Origin of the sequence: Maritimibacter dapengensis (genome assembly GCF_019218265.1) — a bacterium.
Classification (GTDB): Bacteria; Pseudomonadota; Alphaproteobacteria; order Rhodobacterales; family Rhodobacteraceae; genus Maritimibacter; species Maritimibacter dapengensis.
The window spans coordinates 908973-928774 of the sequence record NZ_JAHUZE010000002.1 but is presented as its reverse complement, the minus strand read 5'-3'; the positions used below and the strand labels follow the sequence as shown (position 1 = coordinate 928774).

Annotated in this window: 15 protein-coding genes; 6 read left to right on the top strand and 9 right to left on the bottom strand. The window is 61.4% G+C overall.

All coding sequences use genetic code 11. From position 1 onward, the window contains the following. Positions 1-13: 13 nt before the first annotated feature. From KJP28_RS10920 to KJP28_RS10910, 3 genes are all read left to right on the top strand, one after another. Positions 14-775, top strand: coding sequence for a DUF502 domain-containing protein (locus KJP28_RS10920; RefSeq protein ID WP_218392566.1), 762 nt, complete (start codon positions 14-16; stop codon positions 773-775). Then, positions 772-1383 carry a LysE/ArgO family amino acid transporter gene (locus KJP28_RS10915; protein ID WP_218392565.1) on the top strand — a complete coding sequence of 204 codons (612 nt, stop codon included), beginning with the start codon at positions 772-774 and terminating at the stop codon, positions 1381-1383. Before KJP28_RS10920 ends, KJP28_RS10915 begins: the two co-directional genes overlap by 4 nt. 201 nt (positions 1384-1584) lie before the next feature. Then, on the top strand, positions 1585-3426 hold the full coding sequence (locus KJP28_RS10910) for an extracellular solute-binding protein (RefSeq protein WP_418887925.1): 1842 nt from the start codon (positions 1585-1587) through the stop codon (positions 3424-3426). Positions 3427-3471: 45 nt separating this feature from the next. On the opposite strand, the gene queA is transcribed toward KJP28_RS10910, so the two are convergent. Then, complete coding sequence (gene queA / locus KJP28_RS10905; protein WP_218392564.1) at positions 3472-4548, bottom strand: tRNA preQ1(34) S-adenosylmethionine ribosyltransferase-isomerase QueA; 1077 nt, start codon at positions 4546-4548, stop codon at positions 3472-3474. Between the two features lies 1 nt (position 4549). Next, complete coding sequence (locus KJP28_RS10900) at positions 4550-7870, bottom strand: DUF3971 domain-containing protein (protein ID WP_218392563.1); 3321 nt, start codon at positions 7868-7870, stop codon at positions 4550-4552. 87 nt (positions 7871-7957) lie between these two features. On the opposite strand from KJP28_RS10900, the gene bcp reads away from it, so the two are divergent. The 3 genes from bcp to KJP28_RS10885 all read left to right on the top strand — a co-directional run bounded on the left by bcp (position 7958) and on the right by KJP28_RS10885 (position 10776). Further along, the gene (bcp, locus tag KJP28_RS10895; RefSeq protein WP_218392562.1) at positions 7958-8431 is read left to right on the top strand and encodes a thioredoxin-dependent thiol peroxidase; all 474 of its coding nucleotides are present in this window, start codon (positions 7958-7960) and stop codon (positions 8429-8431) included. Positions 8432-8873: 442 nt separating this feature from the next. Further along, positions 8874-10235, top strand: a complete 1362-nt coding sequence (locus tag KJP28_RS10890) for a M23 family metallopeptidase (RefSeq protein WP_218392867.1) — start codon at positions 8874-8876, stop codon at positions 10233-10235. Then, the gene (locus KJP28_RS10885; RefSeq protein WP_218392561.1) at positions 10225-10776 is read left to right on the top strand and encodes a bactofilin family protein; all 552 of its coding nucleotides are present in this window, start codon (positions 10225-10227) and stop codon (positions 10774-10776) included. Before KJP28_RS10890 ends, KJP28_RS10885 begins: the two co-directional genes overlap by 11 nt. A 52-nt stretch (positions 10777-10828) precedes the next feature. Here KJP28_RS10885 and KJP28_RS10880 read toward each other — a convergent pair whose 3' ends face one another. The 7 genes from KJP28_RS10880 to KJP28_RS10850 all read right to left on the bottom strand — a co-directional run bounded on the left by KJP28_RS10880 (position 10829) and on the right by KJP28_RS10850 (position 19627). Continuing rightward, on the bottom strand, positions 10829-11638 hold the full coding sequence (locus KJP28_RS10880; RefSeq protein WP_218392560.1) for a DUF2189 domain-containing protein: 810 nt from the start codon (positions 11636-11638) through the stop codon (positions 10829-10831). 91 nt (positions 11639-11729) lie between these two features. After that, a complete protein-coding gene (gene prfB / locus KJP28_RS10875; protein ID WP_218392559.1) occupies positions 11730-12857 on the bottom strand; it encodes a peptide chain release factor 2 in 1128 nt (375 codons plus the stop codon). Between the two features lie 385 nt (positions 12858-13242). Continuing rightward, positions 13243-14334, bottom strand: a complete 1092-nt coding sequence (locus KJP28_RS10870) for an ABC transporter ATP-binding protein (RefSeq protein ID WP_218392558.1) — start codon at positions 14332-14334, stop codon at positions 13243-13245. Continuing rightward, positions 14327-16012, bottom strand: a complete 1686-nt coding sequence (locus KJP28_RS10865) for an alpha-amylase family glycosyl hydrolase (RefSeq protein ID WP_255552302.1) — start codon at positions 16010-16012, stop codon at positions 14327-14329. Before KJP28_RS10865 ends, KJP28_RS10870 begins: the two co-directional genes overlap by 8 nt. A 7-nt stretch (positions 16013-16019) precedes the next feature. Next, the gene (locus tag KJP28_RS10860) at positions 16020-17171 is read right to left on the bottom strand and encodes a carbohydrate ABC transporter permease (protein ID WP_218392557.1); all 1152 of its coding nucleotides are present in this window, start codon (positions 17169-17171) and stop codon (positions 16020-16022) included. Beyond that, on the bottom strand, positions 17171-18175 hold the full coding sequence (locus KJP28_RS10855) for a carbohydrate ABC transporter permease (RefSeq protein WP_218392556.1): 1005 nt from the start codon (positions 18173-18175) through the stop codon (positions 17171-17173). The genes KJP28_RS10860 and KJP28_RS10855 overlap by 1 nt, the downstream gene beginning before the upstream one ends. Positions 18176-18268: 93 nt before the next feature. Then, positions 18269-19627: an ABC transporter substrate-binding protein gene (locus tag KJP28_RS10850; protein WP_218392865.1), complete on the bottom strand. Its 1359-nt coding sequence runs from the start codon at positions 19625-19627 to the stop codon at positions 18269-18271. Positions 19628-19802: the final 175 nt, after the last annotated feature.

Below are 19802 nucleotides of genomic sequence, written 5' to 3'. Positions count from 1 at the left end.
CCGCGCAGCACATATGACAAAACAACCTCACGACCCCGAGCACCGCCGACGCTGGCGTCCGTTCGCAGGGCTTCGCAACAATTTCCTGACCGGGCTCGTGGTGGTCGCCCCCATCGCCATCACCCTTTGGCTGATCTGGACCTTCGTCGGCTGGATCGACGGCTGGGTTCTTCCCTTCGTTCCGAAGGCTTATCACCCCGATATGCTGATCCAGCGCTGGTTCGGCGAAAGTGACTGGTTCATTTCGATCTTCGGTGAGAACGTGACGGTCAACATCCGTGGCCTCGGTGTTGTGATCTTCCTTCTCTTCACGGTCTTTGTCGGATGGATCGCAAAGGGTCTCATCGGCCGCCAGTTCATCGCCTGGGGCGAAACGATCGTCGACAGGATCCCTGTCCTTCGGTCGCTCTACAACGGGATCAAGCAGATTGCCGAAACCGTGTTCGCCCAGAGCGAAGCAAAGTTCGACAAGGCCTGTCTCGTGGAATACCCGCGCAAGGGGATCTGGGCCATCGCCTTCATCTCGACAACGGCGAAGGGCGAAATAGATTCCAAGATCCCGGTGGACGAAGATCTGATTTCCGTATTCCTGCCCACCACACCGAACCCGACGTCCGGATTCCTGCTCTTCGTGCCCCGCCATTCCGTAATCGAGTTGGGCATGGGGGTGGAGGACGCGGCGAAACTGGTGATTTCCGCCGGCCTGGTCTATCCCGGCGGGAAAAACGGTGAGCCGCCAAATCCGGAAGCCGTGAAAGCGCTCGTGAAAGAGTGACCGGAGCGGCCGTCACAGGATTTGCAACCGGGTTCTCCCTGATCCTGGCCATTGGTGCGCAGAACGCGTTCGTTCTGCGTCAGGGGCTTCTGCATCAACACGTATTCTGGCTCTGCCTGTTCTGCGCGGGGTCCGATGCGCTTCTGATTACGGCTGGTGTCGCAGGTTTTGGTGCCCTGACCGAAGCGATCCCCGCCCTGCCCGTCGTGATGAGCATTGGCGGCGCGATCTTCCTGACGGCCTACGGCCTGAGCCGTCTCTGGGCGGCGCGGAGAGCCCACGAAGGCATGAACATCGCTGGACGCGGGCATTCCCTCGGGCGCACGCTCGCCATTGCGGCGGCGTTCACCTGGGCTAATCCTCATGTCTATCTCGACACGCTTGGGCTGATCGGCGCGGTTTCGACGCAATATGAAGACTGGCATCTACGGCTGGCATTCGGCATCGGTGCCGTGATCGCGTCTTTCGTGTTTTTCTTTTCGCTTGGATATGGCGCCCGCCTGCTTGCTCCGGTGATGAGCGCGCCTCGGGCATGGCAGGTCCTCGATGCCATCATCGGTCTGGTCATGCTCGCGATCGCCGCGAAACTGGTCCTCAATCTGGTCTGATGCTCTCATGCGGTCAAAAAAAACGCCGGCACAAGGCCGGCGTTCAGTCATTGAGGCAGGTTTCATACAGGCAAGAAACCTATCGAGCAGTGATCTCAATATAGACAACGTGCTGCGCGAGTCCAAGCTAAAAGTTTGAAAACGCAAGAAACGCCCACTACGCTCGGTTGAAACTCCAGCTCAAAAGGAGAGGCGGCAGTCATGCGCTTCACAGGATATCCCCAATTCACCCAACATATGCGGGTTTTCGCGCTCGCCTGCACAATCGGCGCGTTCGCCGCTCCCGTGTCGGCGGAACCGATGCACGGGATCGCCATGTACGGCGACCCGGAGCTTCCCGCTGATTACCAACATCTTGAACAGGTCAACCCGGACGCCCCCAAAGGTGGCACGGCGACTTTCGGCGAATCGGGGACGTTCGATTCCCTGCACCCCGTGATCACCAAGGGCACACCACCCTGGCAATTGCGCTTCGTCCTGTTCGAATCGATGCTCGGACGGAACTACGACGAACCCTTCACGCTCTATGGCTTGCTCGCGGAAACCGTCGATACTGATGAAGACAGAACGTGGGTTGAATTCACCCTGCGCGAGGAAGCTGAATTCTCGGATGGCAGCCCGGTCACGATCGAAGACGTCATGTGGTCCTACGAAACCCTGGGCACTGTCGGGCATCCGCGCTACCGAAACAGCTGGTCGGCGGTGGAGACGATGGAGCAGACCGGACCGCGTTCCGTGAAGTTCACCTTCAACACCGACAACCGTGAACTTGCCCTGATCATGGGATTGCGCCCGATCCTGAAAAAGGCGCAGTGGGAAGGGCTGGATTTCGAACGCTCCGGCGTCGAGGTCCTGCCCATCGGTTCCTCACCCTACGTGATTGGCGATTTCGAACAGGGCCGATACCTCGAACTGAACCGTAACCCCGATTATTGGGGCAAGGATGTACCGTTCATGCAGGGCCAGGCCAATTTCGACACGTTGCGTTACGATTTCTACGCCGACGGCGATGTGATCTTCGAGGCGTTCAAGGCGGGCGAAGCCGACATCTACCGCGAAGGCAACGCCGAGAAGTGGGCGACGCTTTATGATTTCCCCTCGGCCCAAAGCGGTGATGTGGTCCTGTCCGAGATCAGCCACAAGCGCCCGACCGGGATCGAAGGGCTGGTGATGAACACCCGCCGCGCTCCGTTCGACGACTGGCGCGTGCGTCAGGCGATGATCGAGCTGTTCAATTTCGAATTCATCAACCAGACCCTCAACGGTGGACGTGAACCGCGTATCCAATCGTATTTTTCAAACTCCGTGCTCGGAATGGAGGTCGGCGAACCTGCGACGGGGCGTGTCGCCGAACTGCTCGAACCCTTCTCCGACGACCTGCTTCCCGGCACGATCGAGGGTTACGCCCTGCCCGTCGGCGACGGATCGGAACGCAACCGCAGCGGCGTGGCCCGTGCACTCGACCTGCTGGCAGAGGCCGGGTACGAGCCGGTGGACGGCGTGATGCAGAACGCCGACGGCGTGCCGCTGAGCTTCGAGATCGTCATCAGCCCAACGGCCACCCGAGACCCGACACGTGACCGGCAGATCACGCAAATCTATCGCGGCGCGTTGCAACGCGTGGGGATCGACCCGACGATCACATCGGTCGACACCGCGCAATACACCGACCGCACGAATACGTTCGACTTCGACATGACCTCCTATTGGCGCTCGGTGTCTTTGTCGCCGGGCAACGAGCAGAAACTCTATTGGGGCTCGGGGTCACGCGATCAGGAAGGCAGCCGAAACTGGATGGGCGTCGCGGACCCGGCCATCGACGCGATGATCGACAAGATGCTTTCGGCGACGAGTCGCGAAGAGAGCCTCGCGGCGACCAAGGCGCTCGACCGCATCCTGACCGCTGGGCGCTACGTCATTCCGTTCTGGTATGCCGACATTTCGCGCATCGCCCACGCCAAGGAGCTTCGGTATCCTGACCGGCTGCCGATGTATGGCGATTGGCAGGGGTTCATGCCCGAAACGTGGTGGTACGAGGAGTAGCGCCTCGTCTCGGCCCCGGACCGGAGGCGCTTCGGGGCCGCCACTTCACCCGTTCGGCAAGAGCAGCGACGCATCTCCGTAGCTGAAGAACCGATAGCGTTCAGCGATTGCGTGGGCATAAATCGCGCGCATCCGTTCGATCCCCATGAGCGCCGAGACGAGCATCATCAAGGTCGATTTCGGCAGGTGAAAATTGGTCATCAACCCGTCCGCGATCCTGAACTCATATCCAGGCCGGATGAATATGTCGGTCGCCCCCTGCCACGCCGCGATTTCCCCCGGCGCCGTCGCCGCGCTCTCGATTAGGCGCAGGGCGGTGGTCCCAACCGGAATGACGCGTCCACCGGCCGCCCGTGTTGCCATGATCGCGTCGGCCGCGTCACTGCTCACCCGGCCCCATTCGGCGTGCATCCGGTGTTCGCGCACGTCGTCCACCTTGACCGGAAGGAACGTGCCCGCTCCCACATGCAGCGTCACGTGACTCGTCTCGACGCCGCGCGCCGCGAGCGCCTTCAGTAGCGTGGCATCGAAATGGAGCGACGCCGTCGGAGCCGCGACCGCGCCAAGCTCTCGCGCCCAGACCGTCTGATAATCCTCTCGGTCCTGTGCGTCGGCGCGGCGCTTTGCCTCGATATAAGGCGGAAGCGGCATGCGCCCGGCCTCGGACAAAGCGGCGTCGAATGCATCACCTGTGACGTTGAAACTCAGCCGTGCCTGCCCTTCGTCCCGGCCCTCGATCCGCGCCACCAGCCCGGCACCGAAGACGATGGATTCGCCGTCTTTCACCTTGCGCAATGGCTTGACCAGCGCCATCCACTGGCCCGGTTCGGACGCGGGCGCGAGGAGCGTGACTTCGATTTTCGCCTGCGCCTCGCCCCGCGCACGGTATCCTTCCAGCCGCGCCGGGATCACCTTGGTATCGTTCAGGATCAGCCGGTCGCCGGGGTTCAGGAAACTCACCAGATCGGTCACACCCCGATCAAGGATCGCATCTCCCCGCGCCACCAGAAGCCGCGCGGATGAGCGCGGTTTCGCGGGCCGCGTCGCGATCAGGTCTTCGGGCAAATCGAAATCGTAATCCGACAGCCGCTCACCGAAGGCGGGCTGGTTTTCGTGCGTCACATCATTCTCCGGGCTTGGTCGGGGCCTGGCGGCGGAAAATCTCGCGCAGAAAGCCGGGCGTCAAGGCCGAGAGCGGGTTAAGCCCGACATTTGGGTTGCTGTCCGGCCCTGTGAGCGTGAACGAGAACCCGAGCAGCCCCTCGCCGTCCCGCGCCGACAGAACCCGCCCGATCGAGTTGATCAGGTAGAACGGGGACAAGACGCCCTGCATGTCGAGCGTATTGGAATCGAGGTTGTAATACCCGTCGAGCGACAGGCCGATGGACGACGAAATCGCGGAACTCTCGTAAAGCGTCACCCGCTTGGGCGACAGACGGAAACGGCCCTTCACCTCGGAGAAGAAAATCCCCTTGCCGTCAAGCTGGTCGATCAGCCCGACCACCGAGATTGCGGCCAGCATTTCGGCCATAGCGGGGGCATCGACCAGTCGTGTGTTCGTCAGGAGCATGTCGCCTTCGAACGTGCCCGGCTCGCCCGTCGGGACAAGCACCACTTCCAACTGCCCCGCCTGCGCCTTGGCGAATACGCCCAACCCCTTGAGGGTCCGGCCCCCATCCTTCGACGTGATACGATACGCCGCCCCTCGCGCGGTCTGAATGACCGTGCCTTCGATGGGGATGCCTCCCTCTACTTGAGCCGTGAAGTCCCCCGACAACCCTCCGGCGAGGTCGAAAGCTCCCCGGAAATTGTGGAGGACGATGCCCTCGGCGATGTCGAGCCGTTTGAGCCGGATCGAAAGTGGCTGGCTCGGACCGCCAGCGCCAAGGCTCCCACCCCCGCCTGTATCGAAGCCCGCCTGTCTGAGGTCGGCCAGCCCTCCCAGCACGTCGATGGACATCGGCTGGCCGCCACGTCCGGTCAGAGTGACGGGGGCGTTGAGCCAATTGCCCAGCTTTACGCGCGACATCCGCACACGGTCGAGCCCGCCCCCTTCGCGCGTCGTGATATCGCCAAGCGCGGTCAGGCCGGGCGCGACGAGCCGGAAGTCCGTCACTTCGGGCTGGGGCCCGAGAATGGCGCTGGCCGTCAGGTTGCCTGAACTGTCGGGAGACTTGCGATATCCGACCTGCGGGATCGTGATGCCCAGCCCTTCGAGCTTCGACAATGCGGTGAGTTTCGGCGGCTCTCCCGGCACCAGATCGAGCACGAAACTCGTGGGTGTCGACCCGCTGATCATCTCCCCGATTCCAAGTCCGAACTCGTCGCTGAGCGAAGACGAAAGCGCGACCCTTCCGGTGACACTGGACCCCGCCTGCGCGGCATCCTTGCCGAACGGTTGTGTCCATGTTGCCGTGACCGCGCTGTCGCCGATCTTGCCCGGCCCCCAGATAGTGACCGATTGCGGATCGGCCTTGAACGACAGGTTGTCCGCCGTCAGAACGCTTCCGGGAACGATCTTTTCTGTTTCGACGTCGACCAGATGGCCGGCGACATCGTATTCGATTTCGTTGGCGGGCAGGTCTTTCAACAACGGAAACCGCGCTGTGCCCTCTGCGTCGAACTTTCCCGCCACCACATCCGTGCCAAACCCGGTGCCGTCAAGCGCGCGTATCGGTGGCAGGTTCAGAAGCCCGAGGCCAGCATGCACCGGCCCCGCCAAGCGCAGGTCGACGACCCCTCGGCCCGGCTTCTGGGTCACGTCCGGGATCGTGAAGGTCGTTCCCGACGCATCAACCGCATCTCCGGCAGGAGACGGGAACTCGCCCGCCTCCACATGCACGACCATTTCCCGGTCGGACAACGACAGGTATCCGCTCGCCTTTCGGGCCGATGGCAATGTCGGCAGCACCTTCACGGTGCCATCGGAAAGCCTGCCTCCGATAACAAGGCTCGCATCTTGCAAGTTCGGACCTCGCAAAGCCATGTGCACATCCCGGATCGTGCCGCTTTCCGTGCGATCGAACACCCATTTGCGTGCATTGGCCGAGACCGGCTTCGGCCAGACCGATTTCAGCTCATCCACGGTCAGTTCCGGCACATGCATGTCAAGGGCGAGATCCCATTCCTCACGCGTCGCGCTTATCTCCCCGGTCACTTCATAGCGATGATCGTCGTGGAACAGCACGGCCTGCCCGATGTCGAGCTCGAACGGTGAAAGCCGAACCCGCATGTCGGCATAACCGCGGTCGATCTCGAGCGGTGCATCGAACAGGCGCGTGTCCGTCAGAAGCGCACGCGACAGCCGGATCTGACCGAGCACCGACTGCGGCCACCCCGCCGCGTAATCCACGAAATGGAGTTTTGCGTCCATTTCGATCTCACCCAACTCGGACGAGAATGTCAGGCTCGACAGGTTCAGCTCTGATTTATCGGGATCATAGTCGATATAACCTTTCGCGCCGCCAAACGTCACCGGCTTGGCGCCCGGTGCGGCCTTCACGGCACCTTGGTCCATCGAAAGCACGCCCGCGAGGTCGGTGAGTGCACCATCCGCACCCATGGTCGTGCGCAACGCTCCTGACACCGGCGCGTCGATGAGTTGCAGGAATGAAAGCGCGGGCGATTGGGCGCCAATGTCCGCCGCCCCGGCATTCTGGAACGTCGCCGAAAGGCTTGCGGCAGACGTGGCCTTGTCAGACCTGAGCGACAAGTCCACAACCGCAAGTTCTTCGGTCTGGTTGAACACGTCGAACTTGACCTGGGTCTCGACGATCTTGTCCGTCTGGGTGATCTCCAGTCGCCCGTCCGTGACCTGCCAAAGTCTGCCGCTGCGCGCGTCCTCGAGCGTGATGGTCAGCCCCTCGGCCGCCACGCGACCGGCCTCGTTCAACATCCCCTGCGCAAAGGTCGCGTCGATCGCGTCGATCATGTCGGCGAGGTTGCCGGTTGCCGTGTCGCCCTGGCCGAACTGAAGCGCGAACGATCCGTCGCCCAGACGGCGGAACGTCACCTGTGCGCCCGACAGGATCGCCGTGCGCGGGATCAATTCCCCCCGAAACATCGGTGCCAGCCGAAGGCCGCCTTCGATGGCGTTGAGCTGCGCTATGTCCAGTCCCGATGCGTCGCGCAAGCTGACATCGACCAGCCGGAACCGTGGCCGCCCCTTGCGCGTCACGCCGAACTCGAACTGCCTGAGCGTGATTTCGCCCTCGGGAAGCGCTCCGTTCAATCGGGCCTCGACACGTTCTGCCACCCAGTTCGGCAAAGCGATGGAACGTCCGGTCAACGACATCGAGGCGAAAACGAGAAACAGAAAGATCAGGCCAACGGCGAGGATCGACCAGAACCCAAGATGGAAGTGGAACCTGTAGCGTTTCCACCAGCTGGCCCGAGGGGGGTCCTCTCCTTCCCTCATCCCGGCCGGGTTGTCCGTGTCGCTCATATGGGTCTCGATGTCGTGCGCCTTTGCAATCTGGCGCAAATTGCCTAGACCGTCCTATAGACCGATGGCGACGTGGAAGGAAATGAAATGGCGAATGCACCTCTTGAAATTGGCGTGAAAGCGCCCGATTTCCGGCTGCCCCGCGACGGCGGAGATCACGTCGCCCTGAGCGATTATGCGGGCCAACCGGTGGTGCTGTTCTTCTATCCGAAGGCATCGACGCCCGGGTGCACCACCGAAGCCATCGACTTCACCCGCCTGTTGCCGGACTTCGAGAAAGCCGGCGCGGCCGTCATCGGTATTTCCAAGGACAGCGTGAAACGTCAGGAAAACTTCTCTGCGAAGCAGGAACTCGGCGTGCCACTCCTATCGGACGCCGAAGACGAGGTGTGTGAGGCTTACGGGGTCTGGGGCGAAAAGAAGATGTATGGAAAAACCTTCCTGGGCATCACCCGCACGACATATCTGATCGGGGCGGACGGCAAGATCGCCCACGTCTGGTCGAAGGTTAAGGTGCCCGGCCACGCCGAAGAGGTGCTCGAAGCGGCCCGCGCCCTTTGAGCGTGGTCCAAGCGGATCTGGGCGTAGTGGACATGCGGAGAGGTTCGGAAGTGGACGAAAAATGACGCTTTTTCAGAGACGTAAATCACGCACTTAAGAGCGACGAAGGCTCTGAGTCCCAGAGCCCGAACTTCACCACTGACGACAATCAACCGCTCCCCGTGGCTTCAACCGTATTTGTTCCAGTCAAAGAATACGGCGTATGCATATCCAAAAAACCTGACCAGCGGAGCGAAACAGGCTTCCCGCCGGACGTTGTCCGGTCGCTTGTTCTGAGACCGGCACTTCTGCCGTGAGCGTTGGAAAACTACAATTATCGGCAAGAACTCGCCCGTAGGGCGGTGCGACAGGTTGCAGCGGGCAAATTTCCTTGCGCAGCGCGGCGGGCGCAAGTTACAGACCGTTGAGCGCACCCGGGGGGGACTGGATGCGCTCCATATGCATGGGGCAACGGGACGGAGAAGTCTTGCAGAGCAGGCTGAATAATCTTTGGCATCAGTTCAATCGCCGACTGGAACGCCATTTTCCGGAACAGCGTTTGTTTCTTCGGTCGGACGAGACCACCCGTTTCGTGATCCTTCCGCCCCTGACGCAACTGATTGCATGGACCGGGAGCGCGGCCTTCGTGGCCTGGGCGATCATCGCCACCGCAGTCCTGATGATGGACTCGATTTCTTCCGGCAACGTCCGCGAACAAACTGCACGTGAACAACGTCTTTACGAAGAGCGGCTCCAGACGCTCGCCACCGAACGTGATGCCCGCGCCGCGGAAGCGGCCGCCGCGCAGGAACGGTTCAACCTCGCCCTGGCCCAGATCTCCGACATGCAGTCAGAACTGTTGTCGTCCGAAGAACGCCGGCGGGAACTGGAAGTCGGGATCGACGTGATCCAGTCGACATTGCGCCGCACCATGTCCGAACGCGACGAAGCGCGCGGATCGGTCGAAGCGATGCTGGCGGAAGCTCGCGGCGACGCCCCCTCCCCCAATGCCCCTGCGATCGCGACCGGCACGGACATGTCCGGCACCGTCGACGTGCTGACTGCCGCGCTCGAGGCCACCGCCGAGGAACGCGACCGTGCCATGGAAGACGCGCGTCAGGCGCGCAGCGAGACCGAAGACCTGATCTACGAAGCCCGCCTGCGCGAAGAGCGCAACGACCAGATATTCACGCAACTCGAAGACGCCGTGACAGTCTCGCTCGAACCGCTCGACAAGATGTTTTCCGCCGCCGGGATGTCGACCGACAACATCCTGAACACCGTGCGGCGCGGTTATTCCGGCCAGGGCGGCCCGCTGATGCCGCTGATCCTTTCGACGAAAGGCGAAGAGCCGAGCGCGGATATGGAACGGGCGAACCGCATCCTGAACGAGCTGGACCGCATGAACCTTTACCGGATCGCGGCCGAGAAACTGCCGTTCGATATTCCCGTGCGTCCCGGAACGTTTCGCTACACCTCTGGATTCGGAACGCGCTGGGGCAGGCTTCATGCCGGCACGGACATGGCCGGACCGGTCGGAACGCCGATCCATGCCACCGCAGATGGCGTCGTGATCCACGCGGATTGGCAATCAGGCTATGGCCGGCTCGTGAAGATTCAGCACGAATTCGGGATCGAAACCCGCTATGCCCATATGTCGCGGATCGCCGTGAAGAAGGGACAAAGGGTATCGCGCGGAGAAAGAATAGGTGATATGGGGAATTCCGGTCGGTCAACGGGTCCCCATCTGCACTACGAAGTGCGCGTCGGGGGCAAGGCCGTCAATCCAATGACATATATCAAGGCAGGTCGCGATGTTTTCTAAAAGCCGTATCAACGAACCGGGCCCGAAAGCGGGCGAAACCGATCAGAAAGCCGAAGGAGATCGGCCCTTGTCCCTGAAACCTTCCATGCCGTCTTCGTCCGGCCAGTCCTCGTCGCCGGCCTCGCCGAGCAAGGCGAAGCCGCCCGCGTCGACCCTGTCTTCGGACCTCACGGTCGTCGGCAACATGAAATCCACTGGTGACATCCTCGTCGAAGGAACCATCGAGGGTGACATCCGCGCCCATCAACTCACCATCGGCGAGAGCGCCACGGTCAGGGGTGAAGTCGTTGCAGACGACGTGGTCGTGAATGGCCGGATCGTCGGGCGCCTGCGTGGCCTCAAGGTGCGCCTGACTTCGACCGCGCGCGTCGAGGGCGACATCATTCACAAGACCATCGCGATCGAAAGCGGTGCTCACTTTGAAGGGTCCGTGCAGCGTCAGGATGACCCGCTGAACAACAGCGGCGGACAAAAGCCCGCGCAGGCGGCCCCGACCCATGCGCCCGGGCCCGCGCCGCAAACGGCACGCTCGGAAGGCTGAAACGTTCTCGAAATCTCTCAAGAGGCCGCCCCATCGGGTGGCCTTTTTCGATTCAGGCCGGATGCACCAGGGCCCGTCGATAAAGATGCCATGTCGCATGGCCGAGGATCGGCATGACAAGGAACAACCCAAGGAACGCCGGGATCATTGCCGCGAACAGCAGGACCGAAATGACGATCCCCCAGACGATCATCACCGCCCTGTTTTCCGCCACGAATTGCCAAGACACGATCATCGCAGTGATGAAGTCCAATTCCTTGTCCAGCAGGAGCGGCAGGCTCACCACCGTCAAGGAAAACAGAACATAGGCAAAACCCAGACCGACCAACGACCCGACCGCCAGCATCTTGATCCCGTTGAAAGAGAAAATCGTGTGCTGCCAGTCCGACAGGATGTTCGTCATGGGCATCAGCCCGAGAAACAGCGCGAAAACCATGTGCGCGATGAACACCCAGAACAGGAAGATCATGATGATGACCACGGCCATCGACGGCATCTGTCTGTCCTTTTGCCGAAACACGACGCCCAGTATTTCGGACCATCGGCAGTCCATCCCGGAATGAAGGTCACTGTCGCGCAACTCCAGCCGCCGGGACACTTCATAGAGCCCTACCGCAAGAAACGGTGCGAGGAGCGGGAAGCCTAGTGCCACCGGGATGATCGAGTAGCTCTGGTCGGCATGGCGAAGCTGGAAATACAGGATCAACCCACCAACCACATAGAATGCCGAAAAGAAAAGTCCGACGAGAGGCACGCGTCTGAAATCGTGCCAGCCGGCGGCGAGCACGTCCCCGATCACCGACATATCGAGCTTGGCCACCTCAGGCGTCGGGGATGGCCCCATTTCGCTGATATCCGTCAATCGTCCCTCCCTGCACGTTGCGTTGCGCGCGCAGGGTAGTGTTCACGAGCCGGGGGCGACGGTCAAGCACGCATGCGCAACCACGCATGTGTCAGTCCTCGGCGTTCGCCTCGGCGCGGGATTTGCCCGACACGTCCATCGCCAGCGTCGCGGCCATGAGACCGTCCAGGTCACCGTCCAGCACGCCTTGGGTATCCGACGTTTCAAAGCTCGTGCGCAGATCCTTGACCATCTGATAGGGCTGGAGAACGTAAGACCGGATCTGGTTGCCCCAACCCGCATCGCCCTTGGAGGCATGCGCCTCGTTGATCGCTTCGTTCCGGCGGTCGAGCTCCATCTGGTAAAGCCGCGACTTAAGTGCCTTCATCGCGATATCGCGGTTCTGGTGCTGCGATTTCTCCGACGACGTGACAACGATCCCCGTCGGTTCGTGTGTGATCCGCACGGCGGAGTCGGTGGTGTTGACGTGCTGCCCGCCTGCCCCCGACGAACGGAACGTGTCGATGCGGATATCGGCCGGGTTCACCTCGATCTCGATGTTGTCGTCGACGACGGGATAAACCCAGACCGACGAGAACGACGTGTGACGCCGGGCAGCGCTGTCATATGGCGAAATGCGGACCAGCCGGTGGACACCGCTTTCGGATTTCAGCCAGCCATAGGCATTGTGCCCGGAAATCTTGTAGGTGGCGGATTTGATCCCCGCCTCTTCGCCGGGCGACATGGACTGAAGCTCGACCTTGTAACCCTGCTTTTCTGCCCAGCGGACATACATGCGCGCAAGCATCGAGGCCCAGTCGCAGCTTTCCGTGCCACCGGCCCCGGAATGAACCTCGAGATAGGTGTCGTTGCCGTCGGCCTCGCCGTTCAGAAGCGCTTCGAGTTCGGCCTGCGCCGCGCGCTCGCGAAGCGCCTTGAGCGCGTTCTCGGCATCCTTGACGACTTCCTCGTCGCCTTCCATTTCACCCAGTTCGATCAGCTCGACGCTATCGGATTTCTCCTGCGCCATAGCCTTGTAACCGTCCATCGCTGCGACGAGCGTCTGCCGTTCCCGCATGAGCGTCTGCGCCCTGTCGGGATCGTTCCAAAGCTCCGGATCCTCGGTCATGGCGTTGAGTTCCTCGAGCCGGTGCTCGGCCGAATCCATACCGATCCGCTGGTGCAAAAGCTCCAGCGATTTCTCGATCGCCTCGACGTTGTTCTGAGCTTCAGCCCGCATGGAAGACCCTTCTTCGCGTTATCCGCGTCTACCTATCAACGCCCGCGAAGCGGGGCAAGCGGCGGCAAATTGCCGAGGTATGGATTCCACCACCTGTAATCCGTTTCAGGTCATCTTACCCTAGGTAAAGCAGGTCCGAGATCCGGGGGGTGTTTCGGGCCAGGATGCTCGCACTTCTGGCTCCATCGCCTTCGTTCGGACCCCACCGACGATCGCAGCGGCGACCGGGCCAAAGGACCCCCCAACAATCGGGTGAACGCTTGCGGCGTTTCCATCGGCGCAAGAACGGCACCAGCGCCCCGCCTCGCGCTCTGTCCCGGAGCCAGGGCGGGGCTTGGCCGGGGCTGCCCCAGCCCCGGCCACGAGCGCCCGCCCAAGGAATGGGTCATCCCCGCATGGAGTTTCCGTTCGAGAACATATGCACCCGTGCCGGATCGGCGGTGAGTTTCACCGTCCGGCCGCGCAGGTCGCCGTGAATCCCCGGCAACTTCGCGATTACGGGATTTGCGCCGCTGTCGGCCTCGAAATAGAGCAGCGTGACCTCACCCAAGGCTTCGAGGTAGTCGACCTTGCCCTCGTAAATCGCCGCCCCCTCACCTTCGAGCACCGTGAAGTCCTCTGGTCTGATGCCGACGTTGACATCGCGCCCCTTGTCCGCCGTCTGGGTCGGGATCGCCGAAGTCGCCATGCCGCCCCCTTTCAACGTGACCTGGGTCTCGTCGCCCGGCCCCGTGATCTCACCCGCAAGCAGGTTCATCGAAGGCGATCCGATGAACTGCGCGACGAATTCATTGTCGGGTGTTTCGTAGAGTTCGAGCGGGCTGCCGACCTGAGCGATGCCCTTGTTGGCCAGCACAACGATCTTGTCGGCCAGCGTCATGGCTTCGACCTGATCGTGGGTGACGTAGATCATCGTGGAGTTCGGCATCGCTTCCTTGAGCTGCGCGATCTCGATCCGGGTTGCCACCCGCAACGCGGCGTCGAGGTTCGACAGTGGTTCGTCGAACAGATAGACCTTGGGGTCGCGCACGATGGCACGCCCGATTGCGACCCTCTGACGCTGGCCCCCAGATAGCTCCTTTGGCAGCCGATCGAGAAGCTGGTCGAGTTGCAGGATGCGTGCGGCGCGTTGCACGCCCTCGTCGATCTCTTCCTTCGATTTCTTGGCAATCTTCAGCGCGAAGGACATGTTGTCGTAGACCGTCATGTGCGGGTAGAGCGCGTAGGACTGAAAAACCATCGCGATGCCACGCTCCGACGGGGGCACGTCGTTCACCACCTGCCCGTCGATTTCCAAAGTCCCGCCCGTGATTTTCTCAAGCCCCGCGATCATGCGCAGCAGGGTCGACTTACCACAGCCGGACGGACCGACGAACACGATCAACTCGCCCGTCTTGATGTCGAGGTTGATGTTCTTCAGCACCTCGACCTTGCCACCGTAGGTTTTGCCCACATCGGTCAGTTTCAGGTCAGCCATTCTCGCTCTCCTCCCCCTCTACGCGCACTTTCAGCAGGATCGAAGGCTGCCAATGCGCGAGATGTATCTGCCCGTCGAGGCGCGGATGCGCCGCATTCAGTTCGGCCCCGATTTCCATCCAATCGCCTTTCGGCGGCGTGATGTTGACCGGGTGTTCCCCCAGATTGATCGCGAAGAAGATTTCTTCGGTCTCCGAGACACGCCGGAACGACAGAACCTGTCCATAGGCCCGCAGATCCTCCAGCGTGCCTTTCTTGAGCGCCGTGTGCGTGTGGCGGAACGCGATAGCGCGGCGGTAGTGATGAAGGAGCGCGCCCGGGTCGTTGTCGGCTTTGCTCACCGCCAACCCCAGGTGTTCGGCGGGCACCGGCAGCCAGGAATTTCCGCCGCTCGTAAAACCACCGAGCGCCCTGTCATGATCCCAGACCATCGGCGTGCGGCACCCGTCGCGGCCTTTGAATTCGGGCCAGAACTCGATGCCGTAGGGGTCCTGCAGGTCCTCGAAGGCCAGATCGGCTTCCGGCAACCCCAATTCTTCGCCCTGATAGATGCAGGCCGACCCCTTGAGACACATGAGAAGCGTCGCGAAACCTCGCGCCGCAGCCGGCGACAGGTTCCACCGGGAAATGTGCCGTATGACATCGTGGTTGGAATAGGCCCAGCACGCCCACCCGTCGGGCGCGAAATCCTCGACCGCCTGAAGTGTCTCGGCCACGTACCCCGCGGAGGGCGTCGACCCGGACAGAAGCTCGAACGCATAGCACATCTGCACCATGTCCGCGCCTTTGGTGTATTGCCCGAGGATCTCCAGCCCCCGCTGGTCGTCGCCCACTTCGCCAACGGCGGCCGCGTTGTAGTCGGACATGAGATCACCGAGCTTTTTCAGGAAGATCAGGTTCTCGTCCCGCGATTTGTCATAGAGGTGGATCTGCCAGGTGTAGGGGTTCACGTCCGGCGCGATCTTGGACCCGCGCTGCTCGACCGGCAGCGGCGGGTTGTCCCGAAGCTCCGCGTCATGGGTGTAGAAATTGATCGTGTCGAGCCGGAACCCATCCACGCCCCGCTCCAGCCAGAATCGCGCGACGCCGAGCAGCGAGTTCTGGACGTCGTCGTTGTGGAAATTCAGGTCCGGCTGGGACGTCAGGAAGTTGTGGAGGTAATATTGCAGACGCTTGGAATCCCATTGCCAGGCACTCCCCCCGAAAATCGAGAGCCAGTTGTTGGGCGGCGTCCCGTCCGGCTTCGCATCCGCCCAGACATACCAATCCGCCCGCCCGTTGTCGCGCGACGACCGGCTTTCCTTAAACCACGGGTGTTCGTCCGACGTGTGCGACAGCACGAGGTCGATCATCACCTTGATCCCGAGCGCATGGGCGGTCTCGATCACCGCGTCGAAATCCGCGAGCGTCCCGAACATCGGGTCCACGTCGCAGTAATCCGACACGTCGTAGCCGAAATCCTTCATCGGCGAGGTGAAGAAGGGAGAAATCCAGATCGCGTCCACACCCAGTGAAGCGATGTATGGCAACCGGTGCACGACACCGAGAAGGTCGCCGATCCCGTCCCCGTTGGAATCCTGGAACGAGCGCGGATAGATCTGGTAGATCACCGCGCCGCGCCACCAGTCGGGGTCTTTCGCGAGGTGCGTCATTTTCGGTTCGCTTTGTTCAAGGGACATTCAGGCCTCATTTTACCGACCCGGCCAACAGGCCGCGCACGAGATAACGTTGCATTAGGAAGAAGACGAGAAGCGGCACCGCCATCGACACGAAGGCGGCGGTTGCGAGGATTTCCCAATTTCCGCCGCGCGTGCCGAGAAGTTCGACGATGTGGCGCGTCATGACCGTCGTATCGCCCGAAGAATCGACGAGGAACACGATGGCGACGAGCAGGTCGTTCCAGGTCCAAAGGAACTGGAAAATTGCGAAACTCGCCAGCGCCGGGAAGGAAAGTGGCAGGATGATCCTGACGAAGATCTGGAAATCCGTCGCACCGTCCACGCGGGCATTCTCGATAATGTCGCGTGGAAGTCCGGCCATGTAGTTGCGTAAGAGGTAGACCGCCAAGGGCAAACCGAACCCGGTATGCGCGAGCCAGACGCCCAGATACCCCTTCCCGATCCCGATCGACAGATGGAGCTTGAGCAGCGGTATGAGGGCGAGTTGCAAGGGCACGACAAGAAGCGCGACGATGAATGCGATCAGGAGCGCGCGACCCGGAAAATCCATCCAGGCGAGCGCATAGGCGGCGAAAGCCGCGAACAGGATCGGAATGATCGTCGCAGGGATCGTCACCGTCAGCGTATTGAAGAACGCTTTGGAGATGTTGTCGTTGCCCCTCCCGAACAACATGCTGTCGTAATTGTCGAGGGTAAATTCCGGCGGCACCTCCGCGGTCACGAACACCCTTTGTCCGCGTCCCGAAATCTGATCGTCATTCCCGGTCCAGGTGTAGCTTCCATCCTCGAGAAGCGTCAGGTTTTCGCCCTCACCCATGTCCGCCGTGTCGCCCGGGCCATAGGCCGAGACATCGCGGCTCGACACGCCCCAAGCCGAAATCGGCGGCCCACCCTCTTCGCCGTAGAAAGACCCCTCGACGACGAAGGTGCCGTCATCGGTCTCGATCCGTGTATCGTCGGGGTCGGACGTGCGGACCTGTTCGGTCTGCTCGGTTGGAAAAAACGCCTTCCACCACCCCGAGGACGCGATCTGGTCCGCGGTTCGGAACGACGACACCAGAAGCCCGACCGTAGGGAAAATCCACAGAAGTACGATGAAGATGACGCTGAGATTGACGGCCCAGCCAAGCGCCGGTTTGCGGCCTGCGATATTATCCATCAGCGCATCTCCTTGCGGGCCTGCCGCACGTTCCACACGAGGATCGGCAGAACGAGTAACATGATCACCATGGCCGCCGCCGACCCCATGCCCCAGTCGTTGGCGCGAAACAGCTTGTCGTACATGTAATTCGCCAGAACCTGCGTGCCCCATTGCCCATTGGTCATGGCGAACACGATGTCGAAGATCTTGAGGACGACGATGGTGATCGTGGTCCAGACCACCATGATCGTCGGCATAATCTGCGGCACCTTGATCTTGAAGAAAATCTGAAACGGGTTGGCCCCATCCACGATGGCCGCCTCGATGGTTTCCTCGGGGATGCCACGCAGAGCGGCGGACAGGATCACCATGGCAAAACCGGTCTGAATCCAAATCAGCACGATCATCAGAAGAAACGAGTTGAGGCCGGGTATCGTCAGCCACGCTTGCGGCTCGCTGCCGCCGAGGGCGAGATAGGCCGCATTCAGAATGCCGATCTGCTCTTCTCCGGCCGGTCGGTAGTCATAAACCAGTTTGAAGATCACCGAAGCGCCGACAAAGCTGATCGCCATCGGCATGAAAATGATCGACTTGGCGATGTTTCCCCAAGACAGGCGGTCGGTGAGCTGCGCGATTATAAGCCCGAACGCCGTGGAAAGCCCTGGCACGACGAGCAGCCAGAAGAAGTTGTTGCGCAGCGCCTCCCAGAATTTCGGGTCCTTCGTCAGCGCGACGTAATTCTCCGCCCCCGCCCATTCGTAACCGCCGGGCACCCTGTCGGTCAGGGAAAGCCGGATGGTCTCAACCACGGGATAGGCGAGATAGAGGCAAAGAGCGAAAAGCGCGGGGAACAGGAACACCCACGGCCGGATCATGTTGGCGCGGTTGATGTTGCGGCCCGCATTCGCGCCGCGTGGCGGAAACAGGACTTTGTCGAGGAACATGTTGGCGAGGTAGAAATACGCGATCGCCGATGACACGCCGATGCCGACCGTCAGAACCGCCTGTAGAGCTGGATGCATGTTTCTTCCCCCGTTCGCCTTTGAAAAGCCTAGGCAAAAAGGGCGGCCCGTGGCAAACGGCCCGCCCTCATTTTCTCGTGGTCGGTCAACCGATCACTTCAGGGCGTCCCAGCTATCCTGGATCTCCTGCGTGACCTCTTCGGCGGATTTCCCGCCTGCATAGTCGACCATGCCGGTCCAGAAACTGCCGGCACCGACGCCGCCCGGCATGAGGTCCGAACCGTCGAAACGGAAGGTAGTGGCGCCCAACAGGATGTCACCCTGCGCACGGAGCGTGTCGGTGGCATAAGCCGCGGTATCTGCGCCGGAATGCGGCGTGAGGAACCCGCCCTGCGCCATCATGATCTCGTTGGCAAAGGCGGTTTGCAGGAATTCGATGAAGCCGCGCGTCGCGTCGCTGTCATCCGTGATCCCCATAAGGGTGCCGGCACCCAGAACCGGACGGCCCAGATCCTTCTCGGCGTAAGCCGGGAAATAGAAGAAGTCGGCATCCACGCCCACTTCCGTCCCTTCCGGGAAATAGGCCGGGATGAAGGACGCCTGACGGTGCATCATGCACTGTGGCGGCGCGTCGAACAGGCCCTTGGGCGAGTCGCGGAAATCGACCGAAGCCACCGCTTCAGCGCCACCCGACACGCGGTCCCCTTCAAGGAACCATCCGAACTCTTCGATTGCGCCGACCACCGCAGGATCGTTGAACGGAATTTCGTTCGTCACCCATTGGTCATAGACCGACGGCTCCTGCGTGCGGAGCATCAGGTCCTCGACCCAGTCGGTCGCGGGCCAACCGGTCGCACCACCGGAGCCGAGCCCGATGCACCACGGCGTTTCGCCATCCTCGACCATCTGCTCGGTAAGCGCCTTCAGGTCTTCCATCGTTTCCGGGATCTCATAGCCGAAATCCTCGAAGTTTTCCGGGATGTACCAAACCAGCGACTTCACGTTGACGTTGAAGAAGAAGCCGAAGAACTGGTCTTCGCCATTCTCGTTTGCGTAGGTCCCGAGATCGACCCAGCTTTCACCAGCCGCGTAATTGTCCGTGATGAAGCTCGCCGTTTCATCCGAAAGCGGCGCGAGAAATCCGCGCTGCGCCATGTTCGCGGCAAGACCCGGTTGGGGGAACACCGCGATGTTCGGGGCCGAGCCGGCTTCGGCGTCGATTACGATCTGCTGTTCCATAGAGTCGGAGCCGACATAGGACACGGTCGCCCCGGTTGCTTCCTCGAAAAAGCTCAGAAGGTTCTCGAAGTTTTCCTGTTCCGCGGCCAGCCACGGGCCCAGAATGGTCACTTCCGCGCCGGAATAATCATGCTCGGCAGCGAAGGCATCGAGCCCTTCCCAATCATAGGGGCCTTCACCCGGCGTGAACATGCCACCTTCATGGCTCGCACCGTGGGCCGCGCCCGCGATCAAGGCCAAAGCCGCCGCGCTCGCCGCAAGTTTCTGTTTCATCATTGTCATGGAATCCTCCCAGATCCGCGATTTTAATTCATTTTCGCTCGTCACCGGCTTGCAACAGCAGCGCTCCAAACCGCTTTGGATGGGGTCACTCTTGCCCGTCACCGATACGGAGTCAATTGCGATTCCCAAGATGCCCCCAATTTAGACAGTTTACGCAAACATTGAC